Annotated in this window: 9 protein-coding genes; 1 reads left to right on the top strand and 8 read right to left on the bottom strand. The window is 38.9% G+C overall.

From position 1 onward, the window contains the following. Nucleotides 1-28 precede the first annotated feature (28 nt). Nucleotides 29-973 carry a glycosyltransferase family 2 protein gene (locus Q8M41_RS10325; protein ID WP_305365189.1) on the top strand — a complete coding sequence of 315 codons (945 nt, stop codon included), beginning with the start codon at nucleotides 29-31 and terminating at the stop codon, nucleotides 971-973. 325 nt (nucleotides 974-1,298) lie between these two features. Here the strand turns inward: Q8M41_RS10325 and Q8M41_RS10320 are convergent, their stop codons facing one another. The 8 genes from Q8M41_RS10320 to Q8M41_RS10285 all read right to left on the bottom strand — a co-directional run bounded on the left by Q8M41_RS10320 (nucleotide 1,299) and on the right by Q8M41_RS10285 (nucleotide 13,417). Next, a complete protein-coding gene (locus tag Q8M41_RS10320) occupies nucleotides 1,299-2,366 on the bottom strand; it encodes a hypothetical protein (protein WP_305365188.1) in 1,068 nt (355 codons plus the stop codon). Nucleotide 2,367: 1 nt separating this feature from the next. Continuing rightward, complete coding sequence (locus Q8M41_RS10315; RefSeq protein WP_305365187.1) at nucleotides 2,368-4,704, bottom strand: SLBB domain-containing protein; 2,337 nt, start codon at nucleotides 4,702-4,704, stop codon at nucleotides 2,368-2,370. A gap of 493 nt (nucleotides 4,705-5,197) precedes the next feature. Beyond that, nucleotides 5,198-6,865, bottom strand: a complete 1,668-nt coding sequence (locus Q8M41_RS10310; RefSeq protein WP_305365186.1) for a capsule assembly Wzi family protein — start codon at nucleotides 6,863-6,865, stop codon at nucleotides 5,198-5,200. Continuing rightward, a complete protein-coding gene (locus Q8M41_RS10305) occupies nucleotides 6,855-8,258 on the bottom strand; it encodes an undecaprenyl-phosphate glucose phosphotransferase (RefSeq protein WP_305365185.1) in 1,404 nt (467 codons plus the stop codon). The genes Q8M41_RS10310 and Q8M41_RS10305 overlap by 11 nt, the downstream gene beginning before the upstream one ends. Nucleotides 8,259-8,263: 5 nt before the next feature. After that, entirely contained in the window at nucleotides 8,264-9,445 is a 1,182-nt protein-coding gene (locus Q8M41_RS10300) for a DUF1972 domain-containing protein (RefSeq protein WP_305365184.1), read from the bottom strand. 170 nt (nucleotides 9,446-9,615) lie between these two features. Continuing rightward, nucleotides 9,616-10,779, bottom strand: a complete 1,164-nt coding sequence (locus tag Q8M41_RS10295) for a glycosyltransferase (RefSeq protein WP_305365183.1) — start codon at nucleotides 10,777-10,779, stop codon at nucleotides 9,616-9,618. Next, nucleotides 10,776-12,686, bottom strand: a complete 1,911-nt coding sequence (gene asnB, locus Q8M41_RS10290; protein WP_305365182.1) for an asparagine synthase (glutamine-hydrolyzing) — start codon at nucleotides 12,684-12,686, stop codon at nucleotides 10,776-10,778. The genes Q8M41_RS10295 and asnB overlap by 4 nt, the downstream gene beginning before the upstream one ends. 35 nt (nucleotides 12,687-12,721) lie before the next feature. Beyond that, complete coding sequence (locus Q8M41_RS10285) at nucleotides 12,722-13,417, bottom strand: DapH/DapD/GlmU-related protein (protein WP_305365181.1); 696 nt, start codon at nucleotides 13,415-13,417, stop codon at nucleotides 12,722-12,724. Between the last annotated feature and the right edge of the window lie 487 nt (nucleotides 13,418-13,904).

Raw genomic sequence — 13,904 nt, 5'->3', positions numbered from 1 at the left:
GTACCACATACCGGCTTATTTCGGAAGAATGATTAAAACTGAACAGAGAATTTCTGAATACCCTTCAATATCAGTTGCCATGGCTACCTATAATGGTGGCAAATATCTTGCAGAACAGCTGGATTCCATACTTTCTCAAACCCTCAGACCTGCGGAAATCATTGTTTGTGATGACCAATCTACCGATAATACACCTGAAATTCTTGAATATTACCACAATAAGGGCCTTCTGAATTATTATATAAATGACCAACGACTCGGCTTTATCGGAAACTTTAAGAAAGCGGTTTCACTTTGTAATCCCGGAAATTACATCGCATTATCTGATCAGGATGATATCTGGCTTCCGTCTAAATTAAGTCTGGCGGCAAAGTACATGGAAAATATCGACGAAGCTGATTCTCCTGCTATAGTTTATTCAGATCTTATTTTGATTGATCAGGATAAAAATCTGATTAATTCCTCCTTCAGGAATGAATTGGGGCAGGGGGGATATATTTATTGTCTTGAGACTTTGTTTTTTGGCTGTTTTGTCAATGGATGTACCATCTTGATGAACCCGGCAATGCGTTCTTATTTTTCAACTATACCTGATCAAGGAATCTTGAATCATGATACCTGGATATCAATGATAGCTTATACTTTTGGAAAGGCGGACATTGTGCCTGAGCCACAGGTGTATTACCGTAGTCACGCAAACAATGCAACAGAAGTTGGAGGTTTCAAAAGGAAAGGAAGGTTAAAAAGGCTCTTTTCTGAAATTATTCATTCCTTTAAAAAGAATGATTTGTTTGAAGATCAGATTAGTTTTACTTCTGATTTCTATAATACCTTTCAGAACAAGTTAAGCCCTGAACAAAAGAAATTGTTTGTTCGATTCATAGATTTAAAAGGCAAATCCTGGTTACAAAAGAAAATTGCTTTAAGAATGTTTTTTAGGTGGAAGTGGAAGAAAGAATTAGCAACCCGATAGCTATTGGGTGGGGGTAAAGACTTACGAAATCACATAGGCGATTGGAAAGTCGATTTCGTAAGTCACATCCAGCCTGGTGACTTACGAATTTAACCGATATGATGCCTAGGTAAATTCGTAAGTCTTAACAGGCGATCGGAAAGTAGATTTCGTCAGTCACCTCTTCCATTGGAATTTGTCGATGAGACGATTTGACTATTTGCCAATGGGGAGAGAATTAGCAAATTAGCAAATTTGAAAATTAGCAAATAGGATTTCAACTTAAATGGCATAGTCAAAATCTTGGGTATTTAATTTCTCACTCTCAATTCTCAACTCTCCATTCTCAACTATTCTTCACTTGTTTCCTGCTAAGCAGCAGAAAAAGTGCTCCTGCAATTCCTGTAATCAGTCCGCCATAAATTATAGAAATCAGATAACCTGTCCGGTTCTTTTTGAGGGGTAATTCCGGCTCATCAACGATTTGGAAAGTTGGAGTTTCCTGGATTAACATTGTTCTGCTGATCTCAAGGTTTTTTACGATTTCTGCATAAATTGTTTGCAGGACCAGTTTATCTCTTTGTTTTAACTCAAGCCCGACATTTGCGGTAGGGTATGCGGGATTTACATCAAGCATCACACTGTTTGCTTCTGATGCAGAATAAGTTTTCCTGTTCAGGAGCAATCCGATACTATCTGCTCTTGCCTGTAGTCTGTTTACATTATTACGCTGTCTTTTGGTTTTAGTATCAATGTAAAAGCGGGTTGCCTGATCTATCAGCCGGATAGTAAAGACCTGTGCAAGTGCTTCATTATGCATGGTTACCGTGGCTTCGAAAAAGCTTAATTTTTTGTCCGGCTTTCCTACTGCAAGTTCTTTATCACTTATTCGTTTGATGATTAGCTGTAACAAACTATCCTGTAGCCGGGTATAAGTTCCAGAATTTAATAGGAAACGAATAGGCTTTCCATCATTATATTTTTTGCCCCAGGCTTCACTCAGCTTAGAGCTTCTTGCATATTCATCTGCAATTGAAACTGTACTTGAATCACCAAAAGGAGTTAAAAGTGTGTTTTTGATCATTTTCTGACTACGCAATAATTGCTGTACATTATCGCCAGCCAGAACTCCACCTGTTCCGGATAAACCTCCCAGATCAAAGCCCAATTGTCCTGCCAGGCCAGAAAGAAGGGAGCCCCCTCCTGCTTTGGATTCTTCAACGACAAAAGTCAACCTGGAAGTGTATGTTATTGGCTTCAGCCATGCATAGACAATTCCAAAGATTGCTCCGATAATCCCGAAGGCAATGAGCTTCCCTTTTTTACTCCATAAATAAAGGACGTTTTCCCATTGGTTTTCAATGGTTTGTTTGAATGAGAATTCCGGTTCAAATGGATAGTTGTCCTGTTTCATATTATCGCCATAAAATTGCAACCAGGCCAATGAGTGCTGTAACGGCAGAAGTAATTCCTGATATTTCTGCAAATCCTAATCTGAACCTGCTGTCAGGATTCTTCTTTGGAACAGTAATGGTGCTTCCCGGCTTTACCGAAGGGTAGTTCCTGAAAAACAGGAAGTTGCGTACGGGTTTATTTAAACCATTTGGATATTGTACATAGGCGCCTTTTATTCGCGCATCTTCAAGAACACCTCCTGCAGAATTGATATAATACTTAAATCTTCGGCCCTGATAGCTGACATATTGAGGATTACTTACTGCACCCGAAACCTGAACAAAAGAAATTATGCGGGGGATGTAAATGCTGTCGCCAGGAAGCAGAATCATACTCTTTCTGCTTATCGGATCTATTGTACTTTGAGTAAGATCGAGGTCGACCCTGATTCTGTTCCGGTAAATCTGGGCACTTTCCAATGATCCGTATGGGCTTAATCCTCCAGCTCTTTGAATAAAGTCGAGTGCGGTTTCATCTCTTTTCTGAACCGCATATTCGCCGGGGAATAAGACTTCTCCATTCACAGAAATATTTCCCAATGGTCTGAAATTAACAAGCCTTGGCACATTGATATAATCGAGTGGCTGGAGTTCGATATCCTGAGAGCTTTGTCCGGCATTATCCAGATTAACAGTAAAGGTTTCTACTAATTGGTTGGCGACACTGTCGGACTTATTTTTAATAATCCTTGAAATTTCAATATTATGTCCGGCGGCCTGCTCATTTAAACCACCTGACATTGCGATCACATCAGTCAGTTTCAGACCTTTTCGGTAAAGAAAGTTGCCCGGGTTTTTAATATTGCCGTTAATGGTGATATACTGGTCGGTAATAAATTCTGAGCGGTTCTGAATCATAATAGAGTCTTCCCTTAGAAGGGGAATATCTGATTTACCGTTGATTATGGTTTTAGGATCAAATGATATAAACTCTTTTTCCAGATTTGGGAGGGTACGTTTAATATAAGCGCGTTCTAAATAGGCTTCAGGTTTCAATCCATCAGCTTTCTTAAGAAGCTGTGAAAGACTCAATCCTGAACTTAGCTCATAAACTCCGGGGCGGTTCACAGCACCTTCTAGAATTACACGGTTTGCATATTTATTTTGAATAGATCCGATTTCAACTCTATCACCATTGCGCGGAACGAAATCGCTGAACAGACTTGCCGGGACATCCTTTACTTCCCGCTCCAGTTCAGTGATTTGGTCAATTTTTGCAATAGAGCGATAGGCAATATCTGTATAACCGCCTGCATATCTGATCAGGTCATCCAGTTGTTCCTCCGGCTTGAGTTCATATATCGCTGGTCTTTTAACTTCTCCATAGATACTTACTCTTTTTCGATAAACCGGAAAATTGATTACATCCTGATCTTCGAGACGGATATTCCCATCCATCAGGCCTTGCTGCAGGAAAGTGTAAAAATCGACTGTTTTATAAATTTTATTATTGCGAATTAGTTCAATGCTTCTTAAAGAGCCATTTAATGAAGGACCTCCAGAAAGATATAAAGCATTAAATAGTGTGGAAAGTGATGAAATGGTGTAAGATCCCGGTGTTTGTACTTCTCCAACCAAAGTAATCTTAATGGTTCTGGTACTGCCCAGGTTTACATTCAATTGACTTTGACCGCTATTTAGTGCAGGATATGCCTTTGCCATTTTATTTCTGATCAAACCCGTAGCTTGTTCAATTGTGAAACCGCTCACATAAACAATCCCGGCATATGGAATCTGGAGATTGCCTTCCGGGCTTATTTTGGAGCGTACACTGCTTTCATTAAGACCTGTTAGGAGTATAATCAGTTCATCTCCCGGACCCAGCACATAGCCTTTTGGGGTTGCAATATTAAAATCGGGATCAAATTTAATTGAAGTCTGATTAAAGAATTCGGTTCCGTAAATGCTTAATTCAGAGTTAGTGAAGGGCTTTATTGCTTCAATCGAAACAGGTTTTTTGACAAGATTTGCGGTATCTCTGCTGAAATCAATATCGTCTTTCTTATTGATTTCAGAAATTTTAGTTCCGCTCTTATTGAGACCAAGTAAGCTTATTCTTTGTTTGAAAAGGTTAACTTCAATTGGATCCATACCTTTCTCTTCCATCAATTTATAAGCATCCTGTTCAGCAAGACCCAAATCCTGTATTTTCTTCCATGCTTCGGATATCTGTGCATCGGAGAGCTGGTTTACTTTAATGTTCTGAAGTTTATCAAGGGATATACTCTGCGCCTGGCTTTGCTGGAAGGTAAAAACCAGTCCGGCAATTAGAATATATATAAGAAATTTAATACGCATGATTTTAATTAGATTTTGCAAATATAAATATTTAATGCAATAAGCGTTCCTGTTATAATTAGTACATAGAAAAGGGAGTAGTTGATTTTAGAAGATGACATTGGGTGCGCAGAGCCTAACCCGCCCCCTCTTGAGGACAGTATGGTGCCTAAGGAATTTAATTCAAGAAGGGATGTTTTCTTATAGCAGTATACCTAGGCGTCCAGTATCCCCCGCTTGAGAGGGAATTAAAGGGGGAGGAGGAATGTTTTATATTCGGAAGCCTCCCCCTGCCTGCGCACAGAGCCTGACGCGCCCCCTCTTGAGGGGGATAGCATAGTGCCTAAGGAATTTGAGTAAAGAAGAAAATATTTTCTTTTAGCACGATTTATAGGCGTCCAGTATCCCCCGCTTTAGGGAATCAAAGGGGGGGAGGAGTTTTTTTTGTAAACCTATTTCAGGACAAGACACTTCGTTCCTCTCTCTCCTTTGGAGGGGAGCTGGGCTGAGGCTCCTAAAACCCATAACTAACCCCAAAGCGAACCTCATTCGGTACTGCTGAGGTCTGTAGATTAGGCCGAATAATACCACCCTGTTTAAAATATGAACCTTTGATATTGAGGTTGTTAATTAGTTCATAACTGGCTTCTATGAGTAATTGTTTTTGAATCTCGACCACCTTTGAACTTAAAAATCCAGGTTGAGGCTCTGCATAATATTGATCCTCTAGGGTTCCATCTTCACCCTTACGGATATAATCCAGTCGGATTTTTGTTGATAAGCGAGGCAGTGGATTATATTTTAACCATGCAGTAGTCCTGTCGGCATTCTGACCAATCCAGTCGCCCATTAAATAGTTTTGACTAGTATAAGTTTGAGCTGGTATTAAATTTTGGTAAACAAAGGGATTAATTCTTGTATACTCCATTCCTATTGTTAGGTAGGGTAAAAAAAGATCAGTGATTGAGGCTCCGGCATTAAATCCAATCTGATTTCGGCTTTTATTTCTGTTAAATACCTCAGAAGCTCTGATCTCATCTATAAAAAGTGTGGAATAAAGATGCAACCCTTTTATATGATTCCTTGAACTGGCCTGTAAGAAAAATTGTCCGTTAGAGCCTGTATTTATTTTATATCTGCTGGTGATCTGGTCATAAGCTTTAAAGAACATAACGGGTATGAGGTATCCTGCGTCCATTTTGTCGCTGTAAATTATGGATTCACCAATACTGAGCGATAATCCCTTTACTGGAAAGAAATTGAGGCTATGAGTTGCCATAAATTTCGACACATACAATTCGCGGTCGTTTCCATATATAGTGTTTCCTTTTGGATAGCTTCGGGCAGAATCAATAATAGTAGATTGAAGCCAGGTATGAGCGTAATGGAATTTAACCCATTTCAGGGGTTGATAATCCAGCCGGATAAAAGGATAAGCAGGGGCTTTATCAGACATAACCAGCCTGCCGTTTTCGCCATAACCCCACAATAACTGGTCATTGCCTAAACTGACTGATCCATTCTTGAATTCATAGCTCACACTACCTCTTAAATTACTGTAGCTAAGTAATTTGGAGTCTTTTTTAACATTTTCGAATCTTACTATGCCTGTTTCATTGCTAAACTGCCTGATCGTGTCAATTCGGTTTCCATATTCGGTAATATCTGTGAAAAATGCCTGAAAAGAAATATTTTTCCCCATATGACCCCAGAGCTGCAATCCGCCGCTCATCTTCATTATACTTTTACCTCCACCCCGAATCGTTTCCAGACCCACAGCGGGATCAATTCTTACCAGAAAATCATTCTCATCAGCCGAGAAAGCCCTCCAACGTCCGTATGGATCTTTTTTAAAAAATAAAGTACTATCAATCCTGTTAGTATTGAATTCTGTATATTCCTGCAGGTAAAAGCTCAGTTCCTGTTTTTCGATGGCTGACAATTTGTGGACTGAATCTTTAAGCGCAGAAAGATTGAAAGCAATTTCCTTTCTGCTCATTGGAAGAATGAAGTCTGTAATATTGATGTTTCCTTTTTGCGCCTGCCTTGAGAGGAAACTGTTAATTGGAAGTCTCGGATTCTCCCAAACTATTTGTGCCTGTACATTACTTAGTGTCAACTGGTTAATGCACAACAAAATGATAGAGAACCGAAACACCTGTTTCCGTTTATTAATAAGCATTCTGATCTCCTTTAATGGTAAGAATTATTGTCTGTAATACAATCTGACAATCCATCCAAAAAGTCCAGCTATGAATATAGTAAAGATCATAATTGACTCTTCGCTGCATTGAACCAGGTGCAGAGGTCTCGCCCCTGCAGCCATTTACCTGTGCGTATCCTGTAATCCCGGGCTTAACAAGGTGTCTGAGCATGTAACGATCTACATTTTGAATGGAAGATATATTGAGAGGAGTAACATGCGGTCGTGGGCCAACAACAGACATATTGCCTTTGAATACATTCCAGAACTGCGGTAATTCATCAATATTCCATGCCCTTAAGATTTTACCTAATGGAGTTACTCTCTGGTCATTTTTTGTGGCCTGCAGAAAATTGCCGTTTGTATCAGTTTCAGGACTTCCAGAATACATAGTTCTGAATTTATAGCATATTATTTTTTTGTTATTCAAACCCCACCTTTCTTGTTTAAAGAATACAGGTCCTTTAGATGTAAGTTTTATGAGTAATGCTATGATAGGCATGAACCACCAACCAATCAGGATAAAAAATAGTGTGGAGAATAAAACATCAAAAGACCTTTTTAATAATTTATTGGGCAGCCTGTCCTGTGGGAGTGACCGAAAATTAATGACAGGTAAAAGTCCGATAGTATTGATACTGATATTACTGGCAGCATATAAATAAAGATCAGGGATCATCCGAACCCGTTTTGCATGAAAGTCACACGCTTCAATACAGGTACTTATATGTTGGTGTTGAGCATTAGGTAAGGCAATAATTACTTCATCAACAGGCGATTCTGCCAGTATTTTATTGATATCACTGATCTTTCCAAGGTATTTGCATCCATTCAGTTTTGTATTTTCATCATCGAGGAATCCAATACATTTATAACCATAATAGGTGTGCAGATTGATTGTATCATAAAAATCTTTTGCTGCTGGTGTTGAACCTACCAGAATGATTTGTTCCTGAAGTCTCCCGCTATAAAAAATGCTATGCAGGTATTTCCTGAACAAATACTTAAAGGAAAGGACTGATGTAAACAGTATTGGGAAATAGAGGAGCAGGAATTTATTGCTTAATTCAATTTTATTTCGAAAGAAGAATAAGCAGGATGTTAATGTTATAGCAAAAATTATAAGTGTAACCAGTACATAAATAATTTCCTCAGCGAATTTATTCGAACGTAAATCTCTGGATAATCCGGAAATCTGTGCTGCGCTGTACCATGCAATAATCGAAAGCAGTAGAAAAATATAAACGAAAGACTCCTGCCCGGAGTGGATCTGACCTGCGGTTAAATAATCTGCTATCCAAAAGGACAGGATTAGCAGTGGGGTATCGATTAAATATCTGAATCCGTTATATAAAAAATAAGGTCTCGTCATGAGAATTATTTTTTTGATTTTGAATTGTCCAACTCTATCATCGCCTTTTGATACGCCGCCGTCACACAATCCCAGTTGTACTTGTCTGTTAATCCTGAACTCACTTTTGATCTTAATTGTTTAGTTAATAATTCATCTTTCTCAAGATTCTTCATATTTTCTTGTATAGATCCGATATTCTCTTCAAATAATAAGCCAAATTTACCATTTGTCAACATTTCACGATTAAAACTTGTATTTAAGGCAAGTATAGCACAATTATTGGACATGGCTTTTAACATAGCGGGGTTTGTACCACCATATTTATGACCATGAATATAACAAAAGCAGTTTTGATACAAGGCCATAAGTTCATCACTATCGCGAACATAGCCTATAAAGTGTACTTTTTCACCTGCAAGTTTTTTGAGATCTTCGGCATATTTATCCCGGTATGGGACATCACCAACAACTACTAGTTTTTTTTCACATGCAGAATCCAGATATGCTTTGATAATCAGATCTGCATTGTTATCGGGAATTAATCGTCCGACAATCAGGTAATATTCGTCAGGAATGATATTAAACCGATTCAGAAGGAATGGATTTGCTTTCTTGAAAGGAGGGGCCCCATAAGCAATAACAATGGAGTCCTGTTTAAATTCTGTAAGATAAACCTCCCGCATTGCATCTGCATCAGTAATGATAAGATCGTATAGTTTTGTGGCAAGTCTGGCCGCAAACCTAAAATAAGCAGCGCCAAGACCCTTCCATTTGGGCCTTAGCCATTCCAAACCATCCACATTGATCATTGTTTTTTTCCCGGTAATCTTTGGTATCCAGCCCATCGGACCGGCAGCCAGATTGACTACAAGAATGATATCGCAGCGGCTAAAAGTAGCATGGATAATAGACAGGAAGGAATGTATAATCTGATTTAGTGATTTTGTTTCTACGGTAGGGATATAATGAAGTTTAATACCATTAACAATTGCAGGCTTTTCTTTAAATAAATTTGCCTGGCAGTAAACGTGTACCTCCACATCCTTTTTTACTAACCTCTCGCCAAGTTCTTTAACAAAGGTTTCGAAACCGCCATAAACATAGGGATATCCCCTGGTACCGATAATGGCTACTTTCATCCAATCATTTATATCGTTTTCCGGGCAATCCGGTATGTATTTCTTTAGAGATGTAATTCTGATCAATCCCTAAATTTCGTTTTTAAGCCTCCGACAAAAGTATTTAATTAATCGTAAATAAGGGAATTTAATGGAGGATTCAATATTGCTGGCGCATGGGTGCCGCGTGTGCCATTGCAGAAAAATATATAAATATTGAAGAAGCACACGCGACACTCGTGCGCTAGCCTAAGTTGCTACTTTTCATTCAGGATAATATTCTTATAGAGTATCAGGATATTTTCTTTATGCAGATTCAGACTAAAGTATTTTTCTACTCTTTCCTTTGAACATTTTCCAAATAATTTTATGCTTGAAGGGTCATTCAGAAAAAGTCCGATCTTATCGGCAAGGTCTTCTGCATTTTTATTTTCAAACAAATAGCCATTCTGTGCATTCGCAATTTGTTCTGTTGTTCCTCCTGCATTTGACCCAATTACCGGCAGTGCTAAACTCATGGCTTCCATGATAACACCTCCAAATGGTTCTGGCTCGCCCGAAGGCAATACGAATACATCAAATAATTTGTAAAATGGGAGAGGATTTGCTAAATGCCCCAGAAAATGTATCCGGTCTTCAAGGTGGTATTTTTTGATTAGCGCTGAAATAGTTTCTTTTTGCCATTCATAGCCCGGAACATAATCACCAATTAATACTGCCTGAATATTTTTCCCGGTTTTTTGAGTCATAATTCCAATTGCTTCAATCAAATATTCCTGACCTTTTCTTATCAGTCTGATCCTCGAGGTACAACCCAAAACCAGGTCCGCCTGATTCAGGTTTTGCACAAGTTCTTCCGGGATTGAAATTTCTGTTTTGATCTTAGGAATTTCAAAACCGTTATAAATGGTCATTACTTTTTTATGATCCTGAAATTGGGTAGCCATGGTTTTCGAAACACATACCACCCTGTCCGAAAATCTGGTCATATAAGCCGAGTAGATTGGCCAGAATTTTTTAAAATCACCAAACCATTCCCGGATATGCCAGATGTGCTTTCGCCCTGAGATTTTTGCAGCAAGTGCAGGAGCCGGAACTACTCCTGAATTTGTATGAATTATCTTGATATCATATTTGCGAATAATTTTCCTGATTGTGATCAGGTTGCCTATAAACCGGGCAAAAGTTGAGCCGATATATCTTATTTTGAATGAATTGCGCGTGAAAATATAAAGGCTCTCATTCAATAAGATTCTGTCAGCAGGTAGGATCATGCTTAATTCGGCATTCAAACTACCTGTTTCAGGTAACAGAACATACACCTTGTACTCCTCATTCAGGATCCGAACCAGCTTAATCAATGAGCGACTTGCGCCATACATATCGCCACTATGCCCTACTAACAGGATATTTTCCTTCATTTCGCAAATCCGAATTTAGAGTCATGTTGTCTGTACCACTCCAAAAAACAAAAAATATTCCAGACTAAGCGGTTATTTGTTCCCGATTTTTGTTTTTTGGCGTCCTGCCACAGCGTGTTAACCATTCCGGCATTCAGATATGGGTTATTTTTTAGGTTTTCGTCCGAAAATAAAAAGGAAGAAAGTTCATACAGGCTGGAATTGAGCCATTGGAGATTCGGAGTTTCAAAACCTTGTTTTGGCCGGCTTGATATGAGCTCAGATACTGAAGCCGGTAATTTCTTTTTTAATAATTGCCTCAGATAATTTTTTGATTGAAATAATGGTTGATTGAAATGAGAAGATGATCTTAACACCTCTTCAACCAGATGATGATCCAAAAATGGAGTACGGGCTTCCACACTACAGGCCATCATCATGCGGTCTGTTTTTACCAGCAGGTCATCGGGTAGCCAGGTTAGCAGATCCAGCATAAGACTTGATTCCAGTTTCCCTGATTTTTTTCCAAAGCCTTGAAGAAAACTATGAAATTGAATTTCGTAGTTTCCGGTATTATGTGGAACATTCTTCAGATAGCTTTGGCTTAATTCCGGACTAAGAATGGAAGTCCACCTGGATACGCCTGTATCGTTTTTGAATGATTCAATACTCCGGAGTTTGTTCCTGATTCTGTCAAATTTATGAATTCCAACACCCGAAATAAGTTCCATCAGAGCACGGGCACCTTCAAAGGGCAATTTTCCTAATTGGTAAAAATATTTCTCATAGCGATAATGATCGTAGCCGTGAAAGAGTTCGTCGGCACCTTCACCAGATAAGACTACTTTAACATGCTGTGCAATTGATTTAGAAATCAGGTAGGTAGGAATTATGGCCGAATCGCCAAGTGGCTGATCTGCATGATAGATAGAATTGGAGAAATTTTCAACTGTAATATCTTCCAGCCTGAGGCTTATGAGATCCAGGTCGAGGGATGCAGCGACCTTTTGTGCAAATACAGATTCATCAATAGATTTATCTGCGAAACTAACATTAAAGGCTTTTACTTTTTTTCCGGCCAGTTTATGCATATAGCAGGCAAGCAGGGAAGAGTCGATTCCTCCGCTAAGCAACAATCCTATATCAACATTGGCAACCAGTCGGTACTTTATACTCTCTTCGAGCAGGCTGTCTATCTTTTCGATCTCAGGTATCTCTTTTCGCTCGCCAACATGGTCGAACATATTCCAGTAAGTAATTGTTTCTCCTTGGTTTTTGCTCAAATCATGCCGGTAAACCTTAGCCGGACTAATCTGTTTTATATTTTTATAAATGGTGGCAGGACCTGGAATGTATTGCAAAGAGAGAAAATTCAACAGGCTTTCCTCGTTTATTTCAAGTGCTATGTTTTTGAAGGCATGAAAGAATTTTATTTCTGAAGAAAATATTATAAGTTCCTCATTTTCAAATAGAAAGAGAGGTTTTTTACCTAATCTGTCACGAGCGAAAACTACCTGCTTCTCCTCCCGGTCATAAATAACCAGGGCGAACATTCCCCTCAGAACTTTACAAAAGTCTTCACCATATTGAATATATGCCGCTATTATAACCTCTGTATCACTTTCAGTTCTGAAGATATGGCCGAGTTTTTTCAGATCTGATCTTAATTCCTGATAGTTGTATATTTCACCATTGAAGACAATCACATACCGTTCAGAGGAAGATTGAAATGGCTGGTTACCATCAGCAGAAAGGTCGATAATAGATAAGCGGCGATGGCCCAGGCAAATGCCATCTTCCATCCATATTCCTTTGTTATCCGGACCACGGTATTCCATCTTATCAAGGGCATGGCTAAGGGGGTCAAAATAATCTGTACGAAAGTTTTTTACTTCCTTTTTTGAGATTACACCAATGATACCACACATAATAAGACTATTCTTTTTCGATCAAAATCAGTGATCTATTTACGGCTTTTTATGACTTTTGCCGGAACTCCACCTACAACACTGTATGGCGGAACATCTTTGGTCACAACACTTCCTGCTGCAATTACTGATCCGCGCCCAATGGTTACTCCTGCCAGAATTATTGTATTGGCAGCAATCCAGCAATCATCTTCTATTTTGACAAATTCCCGTTTTACTCCCTGCTCTTTTATACTGAGTTCAGGGTGGTCAAATAAATGATTTTCGGCGTATATACTGACTCTTGGTGACATCATCACGTTGTCTCCTATTTCAATAAAACCTGAGCATCCTATATATGAATAGGGTCCGATACTGGAATTATTGCCAATTTTGAGACCTTCGCCAATTGCAGATCCATAAATATTGGTTGGCCTGATGATTGCGTGTTTTCCTATTGTTACCCGATCTCCTGCAACTATCCCGCGATAGGTCATGCAATTAACCTCAGCATAATCCTCAACTATAAAATCTCTTCCAACACTCAGGTGACGGGCATAACGTATTGAGGCTCCTTTACCAACCAATACCCATCCGCTCGAACGTTTAAAAAACAGACGCTGAATTATTCCGCGGAAGTAAAAGAAAGATAAACGGTAAAAGGTAGTCAGAATATCATAGTTCTTCCATTCAGCTGGGAATCGGTCAACAATAAACTTGTATCTGCGGAAGAATCCTGTTTCTGAACTCATAAGGTATAAGCAAAACTATGATTTAATTTTGAATTGCATGAAAGCTGCATCTCAAAAATAGGCGATAATAATTTAAAATGTTGAATACAGGAATTAGAATCATTGTTGTCCGATTAAAGTGAATATTATTCAGAATATCTCGATTTGTAATACGGGGCAAGCACCGATTTTTCTGCCCCTGCGCATAATGCCGGTTCATTGGAATTTTATACTTAAATGGAAATCTTTCAAATGGTTTAATAATTTTCATTATTAAAAACAAAATACCTGGGATATTGGCAGATGTGGCCTATTTATAAGCATTTCGGCGCTGAAGCACCGGTATTGGCTCCGTTCTGGTCGCTTGGGTTTTGGGCTGAAGCCCGGTCTGAAAACCTGATTTTCACCCGGAGCTAAAGTGGCTGTTGCACAACTGAGATATTTAAAAATAAATTTATCTATGTCATTGATTATTAATATCTTAATGCATGCAAGGCAAAAAAGGCTA

Origin of the sequence: Daejeonella sp., from assembly GCF_030684675.1 — a bacterium.
Taxonomy (GTDB): Bacteria; Bacteroidota; Bacteroidia; order Sphingobacteriales; family Sphingobacteriaceae; genus Daejeonella.
The sequence above is the reverse complement of the archived record's forward strand: the minus strand, read 5'-3'. Positions and strand labels throughout refer to the sequence as shown.